Genomic DNA, 26722 nt, shown 5'->3' on the forward strand with positions numbered 1-26722 from the left:
GTGGTGTCGGGGTGGTCCTCGTCGAGCCAGGTCTGGAGGCGGGTGAGGGTGTCGGTGACCCGGGTGTGGACGTCGGTGATCTGGTCGACGCCGGTGTCGGGGCCCGGGATCTCCAGGACTTCGAACTCCCCGGCCGGTGCGGTGTCCGGAACTGCGGGGGCCGGGACCCATTCGAGCTGGAAGAGCGAGTCGGTGTGGGGGTGGGGGGTTGCTCCGTCGATTTGTTCGGCTGTGACGGGGCGGAGGGTGAGGGCGTCGATGTGTCCGACGGGGGTTCCGGTGCCGTCGGTGAGGTCGAGGGTGATGGTGGCGTTCTGGTGGTGGGTGATGCGGGCGCGCAGGACGGGGGAGCCGATGGCGGTGAGGCTGACGCCGGTCCAGGCGAAGGGGAGGCCGGGGCCGTCGAGTCCGGTGGGGCCGCCGGTGGCTGCGATGGCGTGGAGGGTGGCGTCGAGGAGTGCGGGGTGGAGGCCGAAGCGGTTTGCTTCGTCCCAGAGGTCCTGGTCGAGGGCTACTTCGGCGAACACTTCGTCCCCGCGTCGCCATGCTGCCCGCAGGCCCTGGAAGACGGGGCCGTAGCCGAATCCGGCGGTGGCCATGTTCTCGTACAGGCCGTCGGTCTCGACGAGGACCGCGTCGCGCGGGGGCCATTCGGTGAGGGGGGTGGCTGGGGTGGCGGGTTCGGTGGAGAGGGAGCCTGTGGCGTGCAGGGTCCAGGTGTTGGTCTCGGTGCTGGAGTGGATGGTGACCGAGCGGCGGTTGTCGGCTTCGGCGGGGCCGACGACGACCTGGAGAGCGACCGTGCCGTGTTCCGGGAAGACCAGCGGGGCCTGGATGGTCAGCTCGTCCAGCACACCGCAGCCGATGCGCTCTCCGGCGTGGAGTGCGAGTTCGACGAACGCGGTGCCGGGCAGCAGGACCGAGCCGAACACGGCGTGGTCGGCGAGCCACGGGTGCGAGTCCAGCGACAACCGGCTCGTCAGCACGAGTCCGTCGCCGTCCGCGAGGAGAACCTCGGCACCCAGCAGCGGGTGCTCCGCAGCACTCATGCCGAACCCTGTCGGGTCCTCGGCCCTGGTGCCCGAGAGGAGCCAGTAGTGCTGGTGGTCGAAGGCGTAGGTGGGCAGGTCGGTGCGCTGGGCGCCGGTGTTGGCGTAGTACGTCGTCCAGTCGACGGCCCGGCCCCGGACATGGAGTTCTGCCACAGCCGCGACGAGCGCTGCGGTCTCGGTACGGTCCTTGCGCAGGGCGGGGAGGAAGGCGCCCTCGTCGTCGGTGACGCAGGACTGGCCCATGGCGGAGAGGACGCCGCCGGGCCCGAGCTCCAGGTACGTGGTCACGCCCTGGGACTCCAACTGCCTTACCCCGTCGAGGAAGCGGACGGCCTGGCGGACGTGGTCCACCCAGTAGTCGGCGGTCAGCAGTTCCTCGCCGGCGAGTTCGCCGGTGAGGTTGGAGACGATGGGGAGCTTCGGTGTGTGGAAGGTCAGGCCTTCGGCGATGGTCTTGAACTCGGCGAGCATGGGTTCCATGCGCGGCGAGTGGAAGGCATGGCTGACCCGCAGCCGCTTCGTCTTTCCGAAACCCGACGCGATGGCGAGTACGGCGTCCTCGTCGCCGGAGATGACGACAGAATCCGGGCCGTTCAGAGCGGCGATCGAGACACCGTCGACCAGCAACGGCAGGACTTCCGCCTCGGTGGCCTGGACGGCGACCATCGCCCCGCCCGTCGGGAGCGCCTGCATCAGGCGGCCCCGGGCGGCAACGAGGGCTGCCGCGTCCTCCAACGACCAGACGCCCGCGACGTGCGCGGCGGCCAGCTCACCGATCGAGTGGCCGAGGAGGTAGTCGGGGGTGACGCCCCAGTGCTCCAGCAGCCGGAACAGCGCAACCTCAACAGCGAACAGGCCGGCCTGGGTGTACACGGTCTGGTCGATCAGCTCCGACCCACCGAACACCACGCCCTTGACCGACGCGTCCAAGTGCTTGTCGAGTTCCGCACACACCGCGTCGAACGCGTCGGCGAACACCGGGTACGCCTCGTACAGTTCCCGGCCCATCCCGGCCCGCTGCGAACCCTGACCCGAGAACAGGAACGCCGAACGGCCAGCCTGCACAGCACCACGGGCGACACCTGCCGCCGTACCGCCGGAGGCCAGGACCGTGAGCCCCCGCAGGAGCCCCTCGCGGTCATCGGCCACCACCGCGGCCCGGTGCTCGAAGCGTGCACGTGTTGCGGCCAGGGACCAGGCCACATCGAGCGGGGACGTGTCGGTGTCCTCGCCGATCCGGGCCAGCAGACGCTCCGCCTGACCGGCCAGAGCCCTCTCCGACTTTGCCGACAGCACCCACGGCACTGCCGGCAGCGCGGCAACGAGGTTCTCGGCCCGCTCGGGCTCGGCCTGCGGCTGCTCGATGATCACATGCGCGTTGGTGCCGCTCACGCCGAAGGAAGAGACAGCGGCCCGGCGCGGACGGTTGCCCTGCTGCGGCCACTCGCGAGCCTCGGTGAGCAGCTCGATCGCACCTGACTCCCAGTCCACCTTCGTGGACGGGCGGCCGACATTCAGTGTCTGCGGCATGATGCCGTGGCGCATAGCCATGATCATCTTGATGATGCCCGCGACACCGGCGGCGGCCTGGGTGTGGCCGAGGTTGGACTTCAGCGAGCCGAGCCAGAGCGGCCGGTCCTCGGGCCGGTCCTGGCCGTACGTGGCCAGCAGGGCCTGGGCCTCGATGGGGTCGCCCAGCGCCGTGCCGGTGCCGTGCGCCTCGACGACGTCGACCTGGTCGGCGGAGACCTTGGCGTTGGCCAGGGCCTGGCGGATGACGCGCTGCTGCGACGGACCGTTCGGGGCGGTCAGGCCGTTGGACGCACCGTCCTGGTTGACTGCCACTCCCCGCACGACCGCCAGGACCTGGTGGCCCTTGCGGCGGGCGTCGGAGAGACGCTCTACGAGGAGCATGCCGACGCCCTCGGACCAGCCGGTACCGTCCGCGTCGTCCGAGAAGGACTTGCAGCGGCCGTCGGCGGCGAGGCCGCCCTGGCGCTGGAAGTCGAGGAATGCGGTGGGCGTGGCCATCACCGTCACACCGCCGGCCAGCGCCATCTCGCACTCGCCCGAGCGCAGCGCCTGGGCCGCGAGGTGCAGGGCGACCAGCGAGGACGAGCAGGCCGTGTCGACGGTGACCGCCGGGCCCTCCAGCCCGAGGGTGTAGGCGATGCGGCCGGTCACGACGCTGCCGGTGTTCCCGATGCCGAGGAACGCCTCCACGCCTTCGGGCACGGAGTTCGGCGACATCGCGTAGTCGTGGTACATCAGGCCGGCGAAGACGCCGGTACGGCTGCCGCGTACGGTCGCCGGGTCGATCCCGGCCTGCTCCATCGCCTCCCAGGAGGTCTCCAGCAGCAGTCGCTGCTGCGGGTCCATCGCCAGGGCCTCGCGCGGCGAGATCCCGAAGAACGCCGGGTCGAAGAGGCCCGCGTCGTGCAGGAAACCGCCCTCCAGGGCGAGTTCTTGGTGGTCACCGTCCGTATCGAGGAGACGTTCCAGGTCCCAGCCGCGGTCGGTGGGGAAGGCGGAGATGCCGTCGGTGCCGGTGGCGACGAGGTTCCAGAGGTCTTCGGGGGAGGTGATGTTGCCGGGGTAGCGGCAGGCCATGCCGACGATGGCGATGGGTTCGTCGTCGCCGGCAGTGGTCGTGGTGGTGGTCGTGTTCGTGGTGGTGGTTTCGCCGGAGAGTTCGTCGGTGAGGTGGTCGGCGAGTTGTCCGGCGGAGGGGTAGTCGAAGACGAGGGTGGCCGGGAGGCGCAGGCCGGTGACGGTGTTGAGGCGGTTGCGGAGCTCGACGGCGGTGAGGGAGTCGAAGCCCAGCTCGGTGAAGGCACGTTCGGCCGGGACCGCGTCGCCGGACGTGTGGCCGAGGACGGCCGCGACCTCGCCTCGTACGGTGTCCAGGATCAGCTGGGTGCGCTCGTCGGTGCCGAGGGTCAGCAGGCGTTGCACGAGCGCGGAGGACTGACTGCTGCCGGCCCGTGCCGCACGACGATGCGTCGTACGGATCAGACCACGCAGCAGGGACGGGATGGCAGGGGCCTTGCGGAAGGCCGCCAGATTCAGGCGGACCGGGGCGAGGACCGCCTCGTCCACGCGGAACGACGCGTCGAAGAGCTCCAGGCCCTGCGAGTGCGTGAACGGCGCGATGCCGTTGCGGCTCATCTTCTCGATGTCCGCCGCGTCGAGCCGGAGCATGCCGCTGTCGGCCCAGGGGCCCCAGGCGAGGGAGGTGGCGGGCAGGCCCTGGGCGTGGCGCTTGGAGGCCAGGGCGTCGAGGAAGGCGTTCGCGGCGGCGTAGTTGGCCTGGCCCGCGGAGCCCAGGACACCGGCGGCCGAGGAGAACAGCACGAAGAACGACAGATCGAGACCGGCCGTGAGCTCATGGAGATACCAGGCCGCATCAGCCTTGGGACGCAGAACACCCGCGACCCGCTCCGGGGTCAACGACTCCAGCACACCGTCGTCCACGACACCCGCGGCATGCACCACACCCGCCAGACCGCCCTCCCGGACGATCCCGGAAACCACACCCTCCAGCGCACCCCGGTCCGTGACATCACACTCCACCCACCGGACCGACGCCCCCAGCCCCTCCAGCTCCGCGACCAGCCCGGTGCCCGCCCGCCGCGACACCAGCACCAGATCCCGCACACCCCGCACCGTCACCAGATGACGCGCCACCAACCCACCCAGCGCACCACCCGCACCCGTGACCAGAACCGCACCCCCGGACCCGGAAGCCCCCGCAGCCCCGGCAGCGTCCGAGCCGACGGGGGGCACAGCAACCCGCCCCAGCCGGGGCACCAGCACCTCACCCCCACGAACCGCCACCTGCGGCTCACCCAGACCGACCAGACCCGCAACCCCATCGAACCCCGCGGGATCACCCTCCACATCAACAAGAACAATCCGCTCCGGATGCTCCGACTGCGCCGAACGCACCAGCCCCCACACCGCAGCCGCACCAAGATCCGAAACCTCACCCACCGCACCACACGTCACCACCACCAGACGGGCGGCCGCGTCCCGGTCGGTGGCAAGCCACTCCTGCACCTGTGCCAGTACGTCGACGACGGTCGTGTGCACGCCCGATACGACATCGGTGTCCGCCTCGGCGGTCGGCACGACCAGGACATCGAACTCCGCCGCGTCCTGCGCGGCCGGAGCGGAGCCGGTCGGTACCGGGGTCCACTCCAGCCGGAAGAGGGAGTCGGAACTGTCGCTCTGCGCGGCGCCGTCCAGCTGCTGAGCGGTGACCGGGCGCAGGACCAAGGATCCGATCCGGCCCACCGGCGAACCGGTTCCATCGGCCAGATCGAGCGAGACCGTGCCGTCGGTGGCGGTGATCCGGGCCCGCAGAACGGGGGACCCCACCGCGAACAGGCTCACACCGGTCCAGGCGAACGGCAGCCCCGGGCCCTCAAGACCGGCCAGGCCGCCGCCCACGCCGATGGCGTGCAGGGCGGAGTCGAGAAGCGCCGGGTGCAGACCGAACCGGCCCGCCTGCTCGACGGCGTCCTCGGGCAGGGAGACCTCGGCGAACAGCTCTCCACCGCGCCGCCACACGGCTCGCAGGCCCTGGAAGACGGGGCCGTAGCCGTAGCCGATCTCGGTCATGGAGTCGTACATGCCGTCGACCGGAACCGCCTCGGCGTCACGCGGCGGCCATTCGGCCAGCTCCGCGCCCGGGACGAGGGTCTCGGCAGAGACGACACCGGAGGCGTGCAGCGTCCACGTCCCGTCCTCGGCACCTGCGGGGGCCGAATGGACGGTGACCTGGCGCCGGCCGTCCGCGTCCGCCGTGCCCACGACGACCTGAAGCATCATGGCGCCGCGCTCGGGCAGGACCAGCGGAGCCTGCAGGGTGAGCTCTTCCAGGGCCCCGCAGCCGATGCGCTCCCCTGCGTGGAGTGCGAGTTCGACGAACGCGGTGCCGGGCAGCAGGACGGAGCCGAAGATCGCGTGGTCGGCGAGCCACGGGTGCGAGTCCAGGGACAGCCGGCTCGTCAGTACGAGTCCGTCGCCGTCGGCGAGGAGCACCTCGGCACCCAGCAACGGGTGCTCGGCACTGTGCAGACCGAATCCGGTGACATCACCGTTCAGCCCCGGCACGACCTCCGGCCAGTAGTGCTGGTGCTGGAAGGCGTAGGTGGGCAGGTCGATGCGTCGGGCGCCGGTGTTGGCGTAGTACGCGGCCCAGTCGACGGAGGCGCCGTGCGCGTGCAGCTCCGCCACGGCGGTGGTCAGCGCCTCGGTCTCGGTACGGTCCTTGCGCAGCGCCGGTACGAAGCCGGCGTCCTCCGTCACGCACGACTGGCCCATCGCGGAGAGGACACCGCCGGGCCCGAGTTCCAGGTACGTGGTCACGCCCTGGGACTCCAACTGACGCATTCCGTCGAGGAAACGGACGGCCTGGCGGACGTGGTCCACCCAGTAGTCGGCGGTCAGCAGTTCCTCGCCGGCGAGTTCGCCCGTGAGGTTGGAGACGATGGGGAACTTCGGTGCGTGGAAGGTCAGGCCCTCGGCGATGGTCCTGAACTCGGCGAGCATGGGTTCCATGCGCGGCGAGTGGAAGGCATGGCTGACCCGCAGCCGCTTCGTCTTTCCGAAGCCGGACGCGATGGCGAGTACGGCGTCCTCGTCGCCGGAGATGACGACGGAGTCCGGGCCGTTCAGGGCGGCGATGGAGACGCCGTCGGTGAGCAGCGGCAGGACTTCCGCCTCGGTGGCCTGGACGGCGACCATTGCCCCGCCCGTCGGGAGCGCCTGCATGAGGCGGCCCCGGGCGGCGACGAGCGCTGCCGCGTCCTCCAACGACCAGACGCCCGCGACGTGCGCGGCGGCCAGCTCACCGATGGAATGCCCGAGGAGGTAGTCGGGCGTGATTCCCCAGTGCTCCAGCAGCCGGAACAGCGCAACCTCAACAGCGAACAGCCCCGCCTGGGTGTACACGGTCTGGTCGATCAGCTCCGAGCCGCCGAAGACGATGTCCTTGACCGGCTGGTCGAGATGCCGGTCGAGTTCGGCGCAGACCGCGTCGAACGCGTCGGCGAACGCCGGGTACGCCTCGTACAGCTCGCGGCCCATCCCGGCCCGCTGCGACCCCTGACCCGAGAACAGGAACGCCGAACGACCACTCCGCACAGTGCCACGGACAACACCCGGCACCGACCGGCCCTCGGACACCGCCCGCAGCAACGCCTCACGGTCCTCACCGACCACCACCGCACGGTGCTCGAACGCCGTACGCGTCACAGCCAGCGAGTAACCCACATCGACCGGCGACGCAGCACCCACCAGGCCGAGCAACCGCTCCGCCTGACCCGCCAGCGCCTCCTCCGACTTCGCCGACAGCACCCACGGCACCACCGGCAACACCGACCCGACAGCCGAAGGCTCGACCGCCTCCGGCTCCTCCTGCGCCTGCTCCAGAATCACGTGCGCGTTCGTCCCACTGATCCCGAACGACGACACACCCGCCCGGCGCGGGCGTTCGCCCACCTCCGGCCACTCCCGCGCCTCCGCCAGCAACTCCACCGCACCCGCCGACCAGTCCACCTTCGACGAAGGCACACCGACATTCAGAGTCTGCGGCAGTACGCCGTGGCGCATGGCCATGACCATCTTGATCACGCCACCGACGCCGGAAGCGGCAGCCGCGTGGCCGATGTTCGACTTGATCGAGCCGAGCCAGAGCGGCCGGTCCTCCGGGCGGTCCTGGCCGTACGTGGCCAGCAACGCCTGGGCCTCGATGGGGTCGCCCAGCTTCGTACCGGTGCCGTGGGCCTCCACGGTGTCCACATCGGCGGTGGTCAGGCCGGAGTTGGCGAGGGCCTGGCGGATGACGCGCTGCTGCGACGGGCCGTTCGGGGCGGTCAGGCCGTTGGACGCACCGTCCTGGTTGACGGCCGAGCCGCGGATGACAGCGAGCACCTGGTGGCCGTTGCGGCGCGCCTCGGAGAGGCGCTCGACGAGGAGGACGCCGACGCCCTCGGACCAGCCGGTGCCGTCCGCGTCGTCCGAGAAGGACTTGCAGTGGCCGTCGGCGGCCAGGCCGCGCTGGCGGCTGAACTCCACGAATCCCGTGGGGGTCGCCATCAGGGCGACACCTCCGGCCACGGCCATCGTGCATTCGCCCGAGCGCAGCGACTGGGCCGCGAGGTGCAGGGCGACCAGCGACGACGAGCAGGCGGTGTCCACCGTCACCGCCGGGCCCTCCAGGCCCAGGATGTAGGAGACGCGGCCGGAGAGCACGCTGGTGGCCATGCCGGTGAGCAGGTGGCCCTCGGTGCCGGTGCCTTCGGCGGTGCGGCCGAGGTCGGCGCCGTAACCGGAGGCGGAGGCACCCGCGAAGACGCCGATGCGGTGGCCCCGTACGGATCCGGCGTCGATGCCGGCCCGCTCGAAGACCTCCCAGGACGCTTCGAGCATCAGTCGCTGCTGCGGGTCCATCGCCAGGGCCTCGCGCGGCGAGATCCCGAAGAAGTCCGCGTCGAAGCCGGGGGCGTCGTGCAGGAATCCGCCGTCGCGCACGTACGAGGTGCCGTGCGCCTCGGGGTCCGGGTCGTAGAGCGAGTCGAGGTCCCAACCACGGTTCGTGGGGAAGGAGCTGATGCCGTCGCCGCCGGAGGCGACGAGCCGCCACAGGTCCTCCGGGCCGGCCACGTCGCCCGGGAATCGGCAGGCCATGCCGACGATCGCGATCGGCTCGTCGTCGTCGCCCGCTCCGGCCACGGCTGCCGCGTCCCCGCCGGGCACCGTGCCGGTCACGAAGAGTTCGGACTCGATGAAGCGGGCCAGCGCGGTCGGGTTGGGGTGGTCGAACACCAGGGTGCTGGGCAGCCGTACGCCGGTCTCCTGGACCAGCCGGTTGCGCAGGTCGACCGCGGTGAGGGAGTCGAAGCCCAGGTCACGGAAGGCGCGGTCGGGACGGATCTCGTCGACGGTGCCGTGGCCGAGCACCGCGGCCGCCTCGGTCCGTACGAGTTCCATGAGCAGCGCCGTACGGTCGGCCGGGGACAACCCCGCCAGCCGGTCGCGCATCCGGGACTGGCTGTCGTGCGCCTCGCCGCCGGACGCGGTGTCCACGGATTCCCCGTCGGCCAGCGCGATGGCCTCCGGAAGCTCACTGAGCAGCGGTCGCGGGCGGGCAGCGGTGAACGCGGGCAGGAAACGGTCCCAGTCGACATCGGCGACGGCCACATGGGTGTCGTCGTGGTCGAGGGCGTGCTTGAGCGCGCCGATGGCGTGCTCGGGGGACATGGTGCGGATGCCGCGCCGGGCCAGCCGCTCGCCCTCGCGGCCGTCGGCGAGCCCGCCGCCGCCCCACGCGCCCCAGGAGACCGAGGTGGCGGCGGCACCGCGTTCGCGGCGCCGCTGGGCGAGCGCGTCGAGATAGGTGTTTCCGGTGGCGTATGCGCCCTGGCCCCGGCTGCCCCAGACGCTGGAGATGGAGGAGAACAGGACGAACGCGTCGATCTCGTCGTCCTGGTCGCGGAGCAGCTCGTCCAGGTGGGCGGCACCGGCCGCCTTGGCCCGTATCTCGTCCCCGAACGTGCCGAGGTCGATGTCGGTCAGCGGGGTGTCGCTGGCGATGCCGGCCGTGTGGAACACCGAGCGCAGGGCCGGGCCGCCGTCCGTCCGTACGGACTCCAGCAGCGCCGCCAGGGCCTCCCGGTCGGCGACGTCGCAGGCGACGACGGTCGCCGGGGCGCCCAACGTGCCCAGTTCGGCGACGAGTTCGGCCGCTCCGGGAGCCTCGGGGCCGCGCCGGCTGGTCAGGACGATCCGCTCGGCGCCGTTCGCGGCGAGCCAGCGGGCGGTGTGTGCGCCCAGGGCGCCGGTACCGCCGGTGATCAGAGCCGTGCCGCGCGGGACGAACGCGGGGCGCCCTGCCGGGGCGGCGCTGCGCGGGTCGTGGGCGAGACGGCGTACGAACAGGCCGGAGGAACGCAGCGCGATCTGGTCCTCGGTGCCGTCGGCGAAGGCCGCGCACAGCCGGTCGGCGGCGCGCTCGTCGAGCTCGGCGGGCAGGTCGATCAGACCGCCCCAGCGCTCGCCGTGTTCCAGTCCGATGACCCGGCCGAGGCCCCACAGGGGTGCCTGCGCGGGCTGGTGGAGGGACTCGGAGCGGCCGATGGTGACCGCGCCGTGGGTGGCGATCCACAGCGGGGCGTCGAGACCGGCGTCACCGAGCGCCTGGGCGAGGAGCACGGTCGCACGGGTACCGGCGGGGACGGCGCCGATCGCGAACGCGTCGTCGGAGCCGTTCGAGGCGTCGGAGGCGAGCGCCAGCAGCGAGAGCACGCCGGCCGGACCGCCCTCCACCTGCCCGGTCAGGAGGTCCGCGAGCGACGCGCGGTCCAGGCCCTGGGGGTCGACGTCGACCACGGTGACCGAGTCGCCCCGGTCCCGGAGCGCCTCCGTCACCCGGTCGACGAGTGCTCCGTACGCGGTCCGGGTGGGCGTCAGGACCAGCCAGTCGCCCACCGGGGAAGCGGGGCCGGCCGTGGTGGCCGGCTTCCAGTCGATGCGGTGGCGCAGCCCGTCGACGATGTCGAGATCGCGGTTGCGGCGACGCCACGCGGCCAGCGCGGGAAGCGCGGCGGCCAGCGGGTCGACGTCCACGGGACGCATGGCGTCGGCGAGGGCGGTGAGGTCCTCGCGTTCCACCGCTTCCCAGAAACGGGCCTCGTTGCGGAAGGTGGCCAGCACCTCGGCCGCGTCCTGCGCGGCGGTCGGGGTCGGCCAGAAGCGCTGCCGCTGGAAGGCGTACGTCGGCAGGTCCACCTGGCGGCTGCCCGTTCCGGCGTAGAAGGACGCCCAGTCCACGGCCGTGCCCCGGACGTGCAGCGCGGCGAGCGCAGCGGTGATCGCATGGGTCTCGGGCCGGTCCTTGCGCAGGGCGGCCACGAAGGAGACGGAGTCGGTGCTCCCCTCGTTCCCAGCAGTCCCAGCAGTCCCAGCAGTCCCCGCAGTTTCCGCGTCGGCGACACTGGCCTGGCCCATGGCGGTCAGCACGCCGCCCGGTCCGAGTTCGAGGAACGTGGTGACGCCCTGGTCGGCCAGCATGCGCACACCGTCGGCGAAGCGGACGGCCTCGCGGACGTGACGCACCCAGTAACCGGGGTCGCGGACCTCCTGCGAACGCAGCATGCGGCCGGTCACGTTGGAGACGACCGACAGCCGGGGCGGGTGGAACGTCAGGCTCTCCGTGACCCGGCGGAACTCGTCGAGCATGGGCTCCATGAGCGGGGAGTGGAAGGCATGGCTGACCTGCAGCCGCCGTGTTTTACGGCCCTGCTCACCGAGGGCGGCGGCGATCTCGGCCACGGCTTCCTCGGCACCCGAGATCACCACGGCGCGCGGCCCGTTGACCGCGGCGACCGACACATCCGCACGACCGTCGAGAAGCCCGGCCACCTCTTCCTCGGTGGCCTGCACGGACACCATCGCGCCGCCCGCGGGCAGCGCCTGCATGAGCCGGCCACGGGCGGCGACCAGCGCACCCGCGTCCTCAAGTGTGAGCACACCCGCCACATGGGCGGCCGTGATCTCGCCGACCGAGTGCCCGAGCAGGTGATCCGGGGTGACCCCCCAGGAGCTGACCAGACGGAACAGGGCCACCTCGACGGCGAACAGACCAGCCTGCGTGTACACGGTGGCGTCGAGCAGCGCCGCCTCGGCGCTGCCCGGCTCCGAGAAGACGACCTCGCGCACGGACAGGTCGACATGACCCGCCAGGTGCCGGTCCAGCTCGGCACAGACCGCGTCGAAGGCCTCGGCGTACACCGGGTACGCCTCGTACAGCTCACGGCCCATGCCGGGCCGCTGCGAACCCTGCCCGGAGAACATCAGGCCGAGCCGGCCCGGCACCGCCAGGCCGCGCACCGCGCCCGGCGCGTTCTCGCCCCGGGCCAGCGCCCGCAGGCCGTCCAGCAGGGTGTCCCGGTCCTCGCCCAGCACGACGGCCCGGTGCTCCAGCGCCGACCGTCCGGTGGCCAGCGAGAAGCCCAGGTCGAGGACGCGTCGCCCGGTGCCCTCGGCACCGTCCGCCGCGAGATGCGTCAGCAGCCGGTCCGCCTGGGCCGCGAGGCCCTGCGCGGAGGCGCCGGACACGAGCCACGGGTGCACGGCGACCGATCCAACCGATTCATCCGGGTTGGATACTGAGTCGGACACCGGGTCGGGAGCCTGCTCGACGATGATGTGCGCGTTGGTGCCGCTCACGCCGAAGGACGACACGGCGGCCCGGCGCGACCGGCCGGTCTCCGGCCAGTCGCGCGCCTCGGTGAGCAGCTCCACCTCGCCCGCCGCCCAGTCGACGTGCGGGGTCGGCTCGTCGACGTGCAGGGTGCGCGGCAGCACACCATGACGCATCGCCATGACCATCTTGATCACACCGGCCACACCTGAAGCGGCCTGCGCGTGACCCATGTTGGACTTCATCGAGCCGAGCCACAGCGGCTGTCCCGCCGAGCGCTCCTGCCCGTACGTGTCCACCAGGGCCTGCGCCTCGATCGGGTCGCCCAGCACGGTGCCCGTGCCGTGCGCCTCGACCGCGTCGACCTCCGCCGACGCCAGGTCCGCGTTGGCCAGGGCCTGGCGGATGACCCGCTGCTGGGCCGTACCGTTCGGGGCGGTCAGCCCGTTGGAGGCGCCGTCCTGGTTGACCCCCGTACCGCGCACGACGGCCAGGACCTGGTGCCCGTTGCGCACCGCGTCGGAAAGCCGCTCGACGAGCAGCACACCGACGCCCTCGGCCCAACCGGTGCCATCGGCGGCCGCGGCGAAGGACTTGCAGCGCCCGTCGACGGCGAGCCCGCCCTGCTTGCTGAACTCGGCGTACGCCTCGGGCACCGCCATCACGGCGACACCACCGGCGAGCGCGAGCTCGCACTCGCCGGACCGCAGAGCCTGGACGGCCATGTGGAGTGCGACCAGCGACGACGAGCAGGCCGTGTCGACCGTCACCGCCGGGCCCTCAAGACCGAGGGTGTAGGCGATGCGGCCGGAGACCACACTGCCCGCCGTACCGGTCAGGAAGTAGCCCTCGACGTTCTCGGAAGCGTTCTGCAGCTTGTTCTCGTACCCGGACACCGCCGCACCGGCGAATACACCGGTACGGGTGCCGCGCAACGCCGACGGAGCCACCCCGGCCCGCTCGACCGCCTCCCAGGCGGCCTCCAGCAGGAGTCGCTGCTGCGGGTCCATGGCAAGCGCCTCACGCGGCGAGATCCCGAAGAACCCGGCGTCGAACTCGGCGGCATCGGGGACGAACCCGCCCTCGTACGCACCCGAGCCCGCCGGACTCGTCGCGTACAGGGCGTCGATGTCCCACCCCCGGTCGGCCGGGAACGGGCCCACCGCGTCGCGGCCCTCGTCCACCAGCCGCCACAGGTCCTCGGGGCTCGCGACACCGCCGGGGTACCGGCAGCTCATACCGATGATCGCAATGGGCTCCCGGGCCGCCTCGGTGATCCGGGCGTTCTCCTTCCGCAGCCGCTCGGTCTCCTTGACCGACGCCCGCAGAGCCTCGAGAACCTTGTCCGCCGAAGTAGCCATCATGCACTCCACATTTCGCACGTCATCATGAGCCGTTGTCTCCCAGAGCCAGCTGGATCAGGCTTTCGGCGTCCATGTCGTCAATCGAGTCGTCGTCAATCGAGTCGTCCGCTGCCACGGCCGGGGCCGGAGCCGTTGCCGCGTCGGGCGCCGGAACAGGTACCGGCTCCGCGGCGCCGGTCGCCACCGGCAGGTCGAACTTGGTCCGCAGGAAAGCGGCGAGCACCACAGGGGTCGGGTGGTCGAAGACCAGCGCGGCGGGCAGCCGCAGCCCCGTGGCCCGGGTGATCCGGTTTCTCAGGTCCACCGCGGTCAGCGAGTCGAAGCCGAGGGTCCGGAAGGGCTTGTCGGGCCGTACGTCGGAGGGCCCGGCCAGACCGAGCACCGCCGCCGCGTGATCCCGTACCAGTTCGAGCAGCGTGTACTCCTGCTCGGGACCGGGCAGTTCGGCGAGTTCGGCACGCAGCACGGCCGCCGCGTCCTGCCCGGAGTCCTGACCGTCCGCCGCCTCCGTGGCGTCGTCCGTCGGCACCGCACCGCGCACCTCCGGCAGGTCACCGATCAGCGCACTCGGGCGCAGTCCGGTGAACGCCGGGGCGAAGTCCCGCCAGTCGATGTCGGCGACGACGACCGCCGTCTCCCCGTGCTCGACGGCCTGCCGCATCGCGGACACCGCGAGGTCCGGTGCCATCGCCGACAGGCCGAGGCCGCTGAGCGCGCCCCCGACACCGGCGCCGCCGGCCAGCCCGTCGCCCTCCCACCAGCCCCAGGACACGGACGTCGCGGACCGGCCCAGGGACCGGCGCCGGTGGGCCAGCGCGTCGAGGGACGCGTTGGCCGCCGCGTACGCAGAGTGCCGGGCATTGCCCCACACCCCGGAGATCGACGAGAAGAGGACGAACGCGTCCACGGAGTCGCCCAGCGCCTCGTCGAGGTGCAGGGCGCCGTTGACCTTGCCGGACAGGACGGTCGCGTAGGCGGCCGCATCCGTGTCCTGCACGGCCGCCGTGTCGTCCACGCCCGCCGTGTGGAAGACGCTGCCCACCGGGCGGCCCTCCGCCCGCAGCCGCTCGACGAGCACGTCGACCTGGTCCCGGTCGGCCACGTCACAGGCCACGACCGACGCGGAGGCACCGGCCAGGGCCAGCTCCTCCACCAGCTCCGCCGCTCCCGGACTGTCCGGACCGCGGCGGCTCGTCAACACGATGTGCTCGGCGCCCTCGGCGGCCAGCCAACGGGCGACATGCCCGCCGACGGAACCGGTGCCGCCGGTGACCAGCACCGAACCACGGGGCTCGAAACGGCGCACGGACTCGCCGAGCGAAGCCCGGCCGATCCGCCGGGCGAAGACGCCCTCGCCGCGCACCGCGGCCTGGTCCTCGGCGCCGTAAGCGCCGGACAGCACGGCGCACACCTGTTCCGCCACCGATGCGTCGCCCCCTTCCGCCGCCGCGTCGGGCAGGTCGATGAGACCGCCCCAACTTCCCGGCGCCTCAAGGGCGATGGCCTGGCCCATGCCCCACAGCTGTGCCTGCACCGGACTGCTTGCCGGATCGCTGTAACCGGTCTGTCCAATCTGGACGCCGCCACTGGTGAGGCACCACAGCGGTGCTCGCACGGCGGTGTCGTCGAGAGCCTGCACGAGGGCGAGCGTGCGGGCGGTCGCGGCCGGAAGCTCCGAACCCAGAGCCGGATCGGCACTCTCGTCCAGGGCCAGCAGCGACAGCGCACCGCTGTACGCGGGCGCGTCCCCGTCACCGAGAGCCGTCACCGCCTTGGCGATCCCCGCCCGGTCGCTCTGGTGCTCGGTGACCACCAACGGCACCACCCCGGCCCCCCGTTCGGCCAGCTGCCGGGAGCATTCGGCCACCAGCGCCCCGTCGGCCAGCGCCTCGGGCAGCACCAGCAGCCACGCGCCGGAAAGAGCACCGGGGGCACCCGAGGAAACCAACGGCTTCCAGGTGATCCGGTACCGCCACGAGTCCAGGGTGGTGAGAGCGGTAGCAGTCCGCCGCCACCCGGCCAGCGCCGGCAGTACGGCACTCAGCGGTCCGGCATCGACACCGCCCAGCTGTCGGGCGAGCGCCTCGGCGTCACCGTCCTCCACGGCCTTCCAGAACTCCGCTTCCGCGGTGGACTGTTCGGCCGTTACGGAGGTGGCGGAGGCGGTGGCAGGAGTCTCGGGCTCGTCCTTGAGCCAGTAGCGGGTGCGTTGGAAGGCGTAGGTGGGGAGGGTGGTGCGGGTGGCGTCGGTGTCGGCGAAGACGGTTGTCCAGTTGATGGTGGTGCCGTGGACGTGGGCTTCGGCGAGGGAGGTGAGGAAGCGGTCGAGTCCGCCTTCGTCGCGGCGGAGGGTGGCGAGGACGGCGGCGTCGGTGCCGGTGTTCTCGGTGGTGCCCTGGAGGCCGAGGGAGAGGACGGGGTGGGGGCTGACCTCGATGAATACGGTGTGGCCGTCGGTGAGGGCGGTGCGGGTGGCCTGTTCGAACTCGACGGTTTCGCGGAGGTTGTTGTACCAGTAGCCGGCGCCCATTTCCGTGCCGTCGAGGAGGGTGCCGGTGAGGGAGGAGTAGAGGGTCGTGCCGCCGGTCTGCGGTGCTATGCCTGCGAGGAGCTTCGCGAGCTCGGGTTCGATCTCTTCGACGTGGGCGGAGTGGGAGGCGTAGTCGACGTCGATCTTGCGGGCGCGGATCTCGTTGGTCTGGCAGTCGGTGACCAGCTCGTCCAGGGCCTCGGGGTCGCCGGAGACGACGACGGAGGAGGGTCCGTTGACGGCGGCGATGGAGATCCGGCCGTCCCAGGTGGTGATCTTCTCCCGTACCCAGGTTGCGGGCTGGGCGAGGGAGACCATGCCGCCGCGGCCGGCGAGGGCGGTGATGGCCTGGCTGCGCAGGGCGACGACCTTCGCCGCGTCGCTCAGCGACAGGATGCCTGCGACGGCGGCTGCGGCGATTTCGCCCTGGGAGTGGCCGATGACGGCTGCGGGTTCGACGCCGTACGCCCGCCATAGTTCGGCGAGGGAGACCATGACGGCCCAGAGGACGGGCTGGACGACGTCGACGCGGTCGAGGCCGGGCGCGCCGTCGGCGCCGCGTACGACGTCGAGCAGCGACCACTCCACGTACGGCTGCAGCGTGGCGGCGCATTCGGCCATGCGTGCTGCGAATGCGGGTGAGGTGTCGAGGAGTTCCACGGCCATGCCGGTCCACTGAGCTCCCTGCCCCGGGAAGACGAATACGGGGCGGGGTGAGGTCTGGGTTTCGGCGGTGGTGGTGTTGGTGGTGGGGTGGTTGTGGGTGAGGGCTTCGAGGGCGGTGAGGTAGTCGTCCCGGTGGGTGGCTGTGATGGCTGCGCGGTGGTCGAAGTGGGTTCGGGTGAGGGCGAGTGAGTAGCCGATGTCGGTGAGGGAGGTGTTTGTGTCCTGACGCATGCGGTCGAGGAGTTTCCCGGCCTGGGCGCGCAGCGCGGTCTCCGACTTGCCCGACAGGACCCACGGCACCGCCACCGGCGACGGGGCCGATGGTGTCGCGGGCTCGGTGTGCGGGGCCTCTTCCAGGATCAGATGGGCGTTCGTGCCGCTCATGCCGAACGAGGACACCCCGGCCCGGCGAGGGGCGTCGGTCCGTGGCCAGGCACGGTTCTCCGTGAGGAGTTCGATGTCGCCGTCGGTCCAGTCGACGTGGGTGGAGGGGGTGTCGATGTGGAGGGTCTGTGGGAGGAGGCCGTTGCGCATGGCCAGGACCATCTTCATCACGCCGGCGACGCCGGCGGCGGCCTGGGTGTGGCCGATGTTGGACTTGATGGAGCCGAGGAGGAGGGGCTGGTCCTGGGGGCGTTCGCGGCCGTAGGTGGCCAGCAGGGCCTGGGCCTCGATCGGGTCGCCGAGCTTCGTGCCCGTGCCGTGCGCCTCGACCACGTCGACATCGGCGGTGGTCAGACCCGCGTTGGCCAGGGCCTGGCGGATCACCCGCTGCTGCGACGGACCGTTCGGAGCCGTCAGACCGTTCGACGCACCGTCCTGATTGACCGCCGAACCACGCACCACGGCCAGCACCTCATGCCCCAGACGCCGCGCCTCCGACAACCGCTCCAGAAGCAGAACGCCGACCCCCTCGGCCAGCCCGAAGCCGTCCGCGGCCTCCGCGAACGCCTTGCACCGGCCGTCCGCGGCCAGCGCCTGCTGGCGGCTGAACTCGACGAAGGACGTGGGTGTTCCCATGACCATCACTCCGGCGGCCAGGGCCATCGTGCACTCGCCGTTGCGCAGCCCCTGGACGGCCATGTGCAGCGCGACCAGGGACGACGAGCACGCCGTGTCCACGGTCATCGCGGGGCCTTCCAGACCCAGGGCGTAGGAGATGCGGCCCGAGACGACGCTGCCCGCCGTGCCCGTCAGAAGATGGCCCTCGAAGCCGTTCGGCCGGCTCCGGGTCGTGCCGCCGTACCCGGAGGCCGCCGCGCCCGCGTACACACCGGTACGGGTTCTGCGTACGTCGACCGGGTCGATGCCCGCGTTCTCGAAGGCCTCCCAGGAGGTCTCCAGCAGCAGCCGCTGCTGCGGGTCCATGGCCAGGGCCTCGCGCGGCGAGATCCCGAAGAAGGCCGGATCGAACTGCCCGGCGTCCCGCAGGAACCCGCCCTCACCCACGTACGAGGTGCCCTGGCTGTCACCCTCCGTGTGCCGGAACACATCGAGGTTCCATTCGCGGTCGAGCGGTACGCCGCCGATGGCGTCGCGGCCCTCGGCGAGGAGCTGCCACAGGTCCTGCGGCGAACGGACCCCGCCCGGGAACCGGCAGCCCATGCCGATGATGGCGATCGGGTCGTCCGCATCGGCGGGGCCCGTGCCCGGCACCGCCGCAGCACCGGCCGCGACCGCGCCCGGCCGGGAGCCGACCAGCTCGGAGTACAGGTGGTCGGCGAGCACCTCGGGTGTCGGGTAGTCGAAGACCAGGGTTGTCGGGAGGCGTAGGCCGGTGGCGGTGTTGAGGCGGTTGCGGATCTCTACGGCGGTGAGGGAGTCGAAGCCGAGTTCGCGGAAGGCTCTGCCGGTTTGGATGGTGTCGGCGGAGGCGTGTCCGAGCACGGCGGCGACATGGGTGCGGACGAGGTCGAGCAGGGTGCGTTCGGCCTGTTCTGCGGGCAGGGCGGCGAGTTGCTGGGCGAACGAGGACGCCTCGACCGCCTTCGCCGCACCGAGGGAGCGGCGCGCGGGAGCCCGTACCAGTGCTTGGAAGAGTGGCGGCACGCCCGTACCCGTGGTCTCGCCGTGCCTGCGCATGGCGGCCAGGTCCAGGCGCGCGGCGACGAGCAGGGCCTGTCCGGTTGCGGTGGCCGCGTCCAGCAGGGCGAGGCCGTGGTCGGTGGGCAGCGGTTGCATGCCCGTCCGGGTCATGCGGGCGATCTCAGCGTCGCCGAGGTGCGCCGTCATGCCGCTGCGCTCTTCCCACATGCCCCAGGCCACGGCCGTGGCGGGCAGGCCCTGGGCCTGCCGGTGCTGGGCCAGCACATCGAGGAACACGTTCGCCGCCGCGTAATTGCCCTGCCCCGGACCACCGAACGTGCCCGCTCCACCGGAGAAGAGGATGAATTCGGCGAGTTCGTGGTGGTGGCGGGTGAGTTCGTGGAGGTTCCAGGCGGCGTCGGCCTTGGGGCGCAGGACGGTGTCGATGCGGTCGGCGTCGAGTTCGGGGATCACCCCGTCGTCCAGGACTCCGGCGGTGTGGACGATGCCGGTGAGGGGGTGTTCGGCCGGGACGGTGGTCAGGGCGGCGGCCAGTGCGTCCCGGTCGGCGGCGTCGCAGGCCACCAGCGTGACCCGGGCGCCGGCCGCTTCCAGCTCCGCGACCAGTTCGGCCGCGCCCGGGGCGGCGGTGCCCCGGCGGCTGAGGAGGAGCAGGCTGCGTACGCCTCGTGCGGTGACCAGGTGGCGGGCGACCAGGCCGCCCAGGGTGCCGGTGGCCCCCGTGACCAGGTACGTACCCTCGGGATCGGGGATGCGCGGCATCGTCACGACGACCTTGCCCACGTGCCGGGCCTGGCTCATGAACCGCAGCGCTTCCGGGGCCTGACGGATGTCCCACGCCCGCACCGGCGGCAGGCTCAGCACACCCTCCCGGAACAGTCCCAGCAACTCCAGCAACATGCCCTGAAGCCGGTCCGGACCCGCATCCAGCAACTCGAAAGCCTGGTACCGAACGCCTTCGTGGCTCTGTGCCACTGCCGCCGCATCCCGGATGTCGGTCTTGCCCATCTCCAGGAACCGGCCGCCTCGCGGCAGCAGACCGAGCGAGGCGTCGACGAACTCCCCGGCCAGGGAGTTCAGCACGACGTCCATGCCCCGCCCGCCCGTCTCCGCGGCGAAGGCCTCGGCGAAGTCGAGGGTCCGGGAGGAAGCGATCCGCTCGGCGGGAATGCCCATCGCGGCCAGGACCGGCCACTTCGCCTCACTCGCCGTGCCGTACACCTCGGCACCCAGATGCCGGGCCAGCTGCACCGCAGCCGTCCCCACACCCCCGGACGCCGCATGCACCAGCACCGAATCACCCGGCCGTACCTGCGCGAGGTCTACCAGTGCGTAGTAGGCGGTCAGGTAGACGGACGGGACCGTGGACGCCTGGACGTAGGACCAGTCGTCGGGGATCGGGGCGAGCATCCGGCGTTCGGTGACCGCGCTCGGGCCGAACGAGCCGGAGAACAGACCCATCACCCGGTCGCCCGGACGCAGATCCGTCACCCCCGGACCGACCTCCGCGACCACACCCGCCCCCTCGGCACCCATCGGCACCTCAGGGCCCGGATACATCCCCAGCGCGTTCAGCACATCACGGAAATTGACCCCCGCCGCCCGCACATCCACCCGCACCTGACCCTCGGCCAGCCCCAGCCCCAGCCCCGACCCCTCGACGGGCAGCAACGCCAGATTCTCCAGCGTGCCCTTGCCCGTGCTCTGCAACGACCACTCCGCCACACCCGACGGAACCACCAACCCACCACCAGCACCACCAACGCCACCAGCCGCAGCCCGCACCAACCGAGGCACGAACAACCGACCCTCACGCACCACAACCTGCGGCTCACCCAACCCCGCAACACCACCGACATCGACACCGTCACTGTCACCGTCGACATCGACGTCCACCAGCACGATCCGACCCGGGTTCTCCGTCTGGGCGGAACGCACCAGGCCCCACACGGAGCCCGCCCCCATGTCCTGGATCCCGCCACCGGCGACGGCCACCGCGCCCCGGGTCACCACGACCAGACGCGCATCCGTCTCGCTCTCGGCGGCCAGCCACTCCTGCAACCGGGTCAGTACGTGGACAACGCGCTCACGCACGCCCGGGAGCACATCCGTACCGGTCCGCGCACCGGGGACCGTCAGGACCTGGAACCCGGCATCGGCACCCGGATCCGTCGCCGCACCCGTACCCGCCTCCGGAGCGCCCGTGACCGGGACCCACTCCAGGCGGAACAGCGACTCGGCCGCCGCCCGGTTCTCCGCCTCCCGCAACTGGTCCGCGCTCACGGGCCGGAAGGCCAGGGACCGGACCGAGGCGACCGGAGCACCGGCGCCGTCGGCGGCCTCGACCGAGACGGCCTGGCCGCCCGCCGACGCCAGCCGCACCCGCAGCGACGAGGCGCCCGCCGCGTACAGCTCCACGCCTTCCCAGGCGAACGGCAGTTGCAGCCCGGCCTCACCCGGGAACAGCCCGCCCGCGCCCACCGCGTGCAGGGCGGAGTCCAGCAGTGCCGGATGCAGGCCGAACCGGCCCGCCTGGCCGGCGGTCTCCTCGCCGAGAGCGACCTCCGCGAACACCTCGCCCGCCCGCCGCCACACCGCCCGCAGGCCTTGGAACGCAGGGCCGTAGCCGTAGCCCGTCGCCGCCAGTTCCGCGTAGAAGTCGGACACGTCCACCGCCTCGGCGTCCTGCGGCGGCCAGACGGCGGCCCAGGACGCGTCCGACGGCTCATCCGCACCGCCGCCTGTGGTGGTGGCGGTCAGCACGCCGGCCGCGTGACGGGTCCAGGTCTCGGCGCCCTCGGCCTGCCCGTACACCGTCAGCGGGCGTGCGCCGGATCCGACGCCGTCCTCGCCCTCCGCACCGACGACCACCCGGACGACGGCCGCGCCGTTCTCCGGCAGCACCAGCGGGGATTCCAGGACGAGTTCGGACACGGTGCCGTGGCCGACCTGGTCCCCGGCCCGGACCGCCATCTCGACGAGAGCCGTGCCCGGGACGAGCACCCGCCCGTCGACCACGTGATCGGCGAGCCAGCCATGCGTACGGAGCGCCAGCCGGCCGGTCAGCACCACACCACCCGGGCCCGGCAGGTCCAGCACGGCACCCAGGAGCGGATGCTCCGCGCCCTCCAGGCCCACCGAGGCGACATCACCGGTGAACTCGGCCGCGCGCGGCCAGTACCGCTCGCGCTGGAAGGCGTACGTCGGCAGGTCGACGGTACGGGCATCGGTGCCCTCGAAGAAGGTGTCCCAGTCCACGTCCACGCCGAGCACCCAGAGCTCGGCGACGGACTGAAGCATCCGGTCGAGTCCGCCTTCGTCGCGGCGGAGGGTGCCGAGGACGGCGGCGTCCGTGCCGGTGTCGTCGATGGTGCCCTGGAGGCCGAGGGAGAGGACGGGGTGGGGGCTGACCTCGATGAATACGGTGTGGCCGTCGGTGAGGGCGGTGCGGGTGGCCTGCTCGAACTCGACGGTCTCGCGCAGGTTGTTGTACCAGTACCCGGCGCCCATCTCCGTGCCGTCGAGGAGTCCGCCCGTGAGGGAGGAGTAGAGGGTCGTGCCGCCGGTCTGCGGTGCGATGCCCGCCAGCAACCGCGCGAGCTCGGGTTCGATCTCTTCGACGTGGGCGGAGTGGGAGGCGTAGTCGACGTCGATCTTGCGGGCGCGGATCTCGTTGGTCTGGCAGTCGGTGACCAGCTCGTCCAGAGCCTCCGGATCACCCGAAACCACCACGGACGAAGGCCCGTTGACGGCGGCGATGGAGATCCGGCCGTCCCAGGCCGCGATCTTCTCCCGCACCCAGGCGGCAGGCTGGGCGACGGAGACCATGCCGCCACGGCCCGCGAGCGCGATGATCGCCCGGCTGCGCAGGGCGACGACCTTCGCCGCATCCCCCAGCGACAGGATGCCCGCGACGGCGGCCGCCGCGATCTCGCCCTGCGAGTGACCGATGACCGCCGCCGGCTCGACACCGTACGAGCGCCACACCTCGGCGAGGGAGACCATGACGGCCCACAGGACGGGCTGGACGACATCGACGCGGTCGAGGCCGGGCGCGCCCTCCGCGCCGCGTACGACGTCGAGCAGCGACCACTCCACGTACGGCTCCAACGCCGCCGCGCACTCTGCCATCCGCGCCGCGAACACCGGCGAGGAGCCGAGCAGCCCCACCGCCATGCCTGCCCACTGAGCGCCCTGGCCCGGGAACACGAACACAGGCTTGGCGTATCCGCCGACCGTGCCGCGGGCCGTGCCGGCGGGCAGGGTGCCACCGTCCGCGGCTTCCCCGGCCAGGGCCTGGAGGCGGTCCGTCATGTCCGACGTGCTGTCGGCGATCACGACCGCCCGGTGGTCGAACGCCGTACGCGTCCGGGTCAGTGAGAGGCCGATGTCGTTGAGGGCGGGCGCAGTCGGGGCGTCGAGCACATGCGTACGCAGCCGGTCCGCCTGGGCGGCCAGGGCCTGCGCCGAGCGTCCGGAGACGAGCCACGGCACCGGACCGGAAGCCGTGCCGTCGCGCCTGGCGGAAGGTTCGGCTGAGGGCTCGGCGGCGGTCTCGGCGGACGGCTCGGAGGTCTCGGCCGGTGGCGCCTCGATGATGGCGTGGGCGTTGGTGCCGCTCATGCCGAACGAGGAGACGGCGGCCCGGCGGGGGCGGCCCGGGGTGTCCCAGGTCCGCTCCTCGGTGAGCAGTTCCACCGCGCCGGCCGACCAGTCGACGTGCGTGGAGGGGCGGTCGACGTGCAGGGTGCGTGGCAGCACACCGTGGCGCATCGCCATGACCATCTTGATGATGCCGCCGACACCGGCCGCCGCCTGCGTGTGACCGATGTTCGACTTCAGGGAGCCCAGCCACAACGGCTGTCCCTCCGGGCGGTCCTGGCCATAGGTGGCCAGCAGGGCCTGGGCCTCGATCGGGTCACCCAGCGTCGTACCCGTGCCGTGCGCCTCGACCACGTCGACATCGCCCGCGCCCAGGCCGGCGTTGGCGAGGGCCTGGCGGATCACCCGCTGCTGAGCGGGGCCGTTCGGGACGGTCAGGCCGCTGCTCGCGCCGTCCTGGTTGACCGCGGAGCCCCGTACGACGGCGAGGATCCTGTGGCCGTTGCGCCGGGCGTCCGAGAGCCGCTCCAGCAGCAGCATGCCGACGCCCTCGCCCCAGCCGGTGCCGTCCGCGGAGTCGGCGAACGCCTTGCACCGGCCGTCGGCGGCCATCGCGCGCTGGCGGCTGAACTCCTGGAAGGTGCCCGGCGTCGACATCAGCGCCACACCGCCCGCGGCGGCCAGTGAGCATTCCTGCTCGCGCAGCGCCTGGCACGCCCAGTGCAGGGCCACCAGGGACGACGAGCAGGCCGTGTCCACGGTCGCGGCCGGTCCTTCGAGGCCGAGGGTGTACGAGACGCGCCCGGAGATGACACTGGCCGAACCGCCGACGACGAGATAGCCCTCGACGTTCTCGGCGCTGTTCGGCAGGAGGGTCGGGTAGTCCTGGCCGTTCGTGCCGACGAACACGCCGGTACGGCTGCCGCGCAGCGACTCCGGATCGATTCCGGCCCGCTCGAAGAGTTCCCAGGAGGACTCGAGGATCAACCGCTGCTGCGGGTCCATCGTGAGCGCCTCGCGCGGGGAGATGCCGAAGAAACCGGCGTCGAACTCCGTGGCGCCGTACAGGAAGCCGCCCTCGTCGCTGATCGAGGATCCGGGGCTGTCCGGGTCGGGGGCGGTCAGCGCCTCCAGGTCCCAGCCGCGGTCCTGCGGGAACGCCGCCACGGCATCGGTGCCCGAGGCCACCAGCCGCCACAGGTCCTCGGGGGAGTCGACCCCGCCCGGGTAGCGGCAGCTCATTCCGACGATCGCGATCGGTTCCTGCTCACCCGAATCCACTTCGCGCAGGCGTTGTTTCGCCTGGCGCAGCTCAGCGGTCATCCACTTCAGGTGATCAAGCAGCTTCTCTTCGCTTGTCATGGAAAATTCCCGCCCTCTTAGGAACCGTCGCTCTTCGTCCGCTCATGGCGATCACGCTTTGTCCGGATCGATGCCGATGGAATACGGACACGGCGGCCGACAGGCGGCGTCATCAAAAGCACCCATGATCGCCCTCAATGGTGGAAGCTATGTGGCTGCACGGGCGGCCGACAACCCCTAACAACGGGCCCGGAGCAGTCCCCTAATCGGCATCGACGCAGTGATTGAGCGGCGCCGGAGCAGCCATTCCATTAATCGTCGACCGGAATTCGAGGGCACCTGGATCAAATGTGTGGTGATTTTCGTCCGCGCGGCAGGACGCTCACTGTGCCTGCTGGTCCCTCCGGCGTACGCGACTTCCCTGCGACATGACGAGGCCGTCTGATGCAAACCTCCCCAGTCCGTCACTCCGTTGCCCAGCGACCCGTTGCCCAGTGCTCCGTTGCTCAGGAGCCCGTTTCCTGGCGCCCCGTTGCTCAGCAGCCCGGCTGGCCCGACACCGAGGTGCTCAGCAAGGTCAAGCACCGCCTGGCCGTGAGCCTCCCGCTCGTCATGCCGCGCGAGAGCGACCTGCTCAAGCACCGGCTGGCCGCGGTGGCCGAGGGCCGGGCCGTGCTGCTCCAGGGCGGCGACTGCGCGGAAAGCCTCGACACCTCCCTGTCGGTCATGGAGAACCGGCTCGACACGCTCTCCCGGATGGCTGCCGCGCTGTCCGGCCGCACCGCCCTGCCCGTCGTCGTGCTCGCCCGGATGGCCGGGCAGTACGCCAAGCCCCGGTCCAGCGCCGTCGAGGTACGCGACGGCGTCACCCTCCCCTCGTACCGGGGCGAGTCCGTCAACGGACAGGAGTTCACGGCGGCGGCCCGCACCCCGGACCCGTACCGGATGCTGCGCGCCCACGAGGCCGCCGCGGCGACCCTGAACCTCGCCCGCGCCCTGGTCGGCGGCAGCCCCACGACGACCCGCGGGCAGGTACCCGAGGAACTGTTCGTCTCCCACGAGGCGCTGCTCCTCGACTACGAGATGCCGTTGACCCGCATCGACCCGTACTCGCGCCGCCCGTACGCCGGATCCGGTCACCTGCTCTGGGCCGGCGAGCGCACCCGCGACCCCGATGGCGCCCACATCGCCTACCTGGCCGGGATCCGCAACCCGGTGGCGGTGAAGATCGGGCCGACGGCCGAGCCCGACGAGCTGCTGGCGCTGATCGAGCGGCTCGACCCCGACCAGGAGCCGGGCCGGCTCACCTTCGTCGTGCGCATGGGGGCCACGGTCGTACGCGAGAACCTGCCCCTCCTGGTGGAGAAGGTCGCCGCCTCCGGTGCGCGCGTGGGCTGGGTCACCGACCCCATGCACGGCAACACGTACACCGCGCCCTCCGGCCACAAGACCCGTGGTTTCGACGCCGTCCTCGACGAGATCACCGGATTCTTCGACGTGCACCGCGCGCTCGGCACCCACCCCGGCGGAATCCACCTGGAGATGACCGGGGAGGACGTGACCGAGTGCGTCGGCGGCCTCGCCGGAATCGGCCACGACGACCTGGCTTCCCGTTACGAATCCGCCTGCGACCCGCGCCTCAACCGCGAACAGTCCCTGGAACTGGCCCAGCGCGTCGCCGAGATCGTGGCCACGCGTCGCGTGCCGACCGCCGCCGCTGTCTGGACATGAACCCGCTAGAGAAAAACTCGGGAAACGATCCGGACCGCCCTCATAGGGGGGCCTCGGATCCCTTCAGGGGTTGAAGGCCACTCACCGGCTGGAATAGCTTCGCGTCGAGAGTTGTATTGAGGAGAATAATGCGGACCTGAGATCGGGTCGGGTCGGTCCTGATGTCGTCCTGAATCCCTTCGCGTTTTCCCTCGATACGGAGAAGAACTCCCAAAGACGC

3 protein-coding genes are annotated in these 26722 nt (G+C 71.7%); 1 reads left to right on the forward strand and 2 read right to left on the reverse strand.

The genetic code is table 11. From position 1 onward, the window contains the following. Positions 1 to 13622 (reverse strand): type I polyketide synthase (locus tag ACFYY7_RS41095; RefSeq protein ID WP_388670194.1); only part of this gene is annotated, 13622 nt, incomplete at its 3' end. Positions 13623 to 13647: 25 nt separating this feature from the next. Beyond that, positions 13648 to 24831 (reverse strand): type I polyketide synthase, encoded by an 11184-nt coding sequence (locus tag ACFYY7_RS41100; RefSeq protein ID WP_388670197.1) that lies wholly within the window; start codon positions 24829 to 24831, stop codon positions 13648 to 13650. Between the two features lie 384 nt (positions 24832 to 25215). On the opposite strand from ACFYY7_RS41100, the gene ACFYY7_RS41105 reads away from it, so the two are divergent. Continuing rightward, a complete protein-coding gene (locus ACFYY7_RS41105) occupies positions 25216 to 26502 on the forward strand; it encodes a 3-deoxy-7-phosphoheptulonate synthase (protein WP_388670200.1) in 1287 nt (428 codons plus the stop codon). Positions 26503 to 26722: the final 220 nt, after the last annotated feature.

Source organism: Streptomyces sp. NPDC001933 (genome assembly GCF_042890955.1).
Taxonomy (GTDB): domain Bacteria; phylum Actinomycetota; class Actinomycetes; order Streptomycetales; family Streptomycetaceae; genus Streptomyces.

Excerpts from the sequence above, each read along its gene's own strand:
- ACFYY7_RS41100 (WP_388670197.1), bottom strand. The coding sequence starts at position 24,831 with ATGACAAGCGAAGAGAAGCTGCTTGATCACCTGAAGTGGATGACCGCT.
- ACFYY7_RS41105 (WP_388670200.1), top strand. The coding sequence starts at position 25,216 with ATGCAAACCTCCCCAGTCCGTCACTCCGTTGCCCAGCGACCCGTTGCC.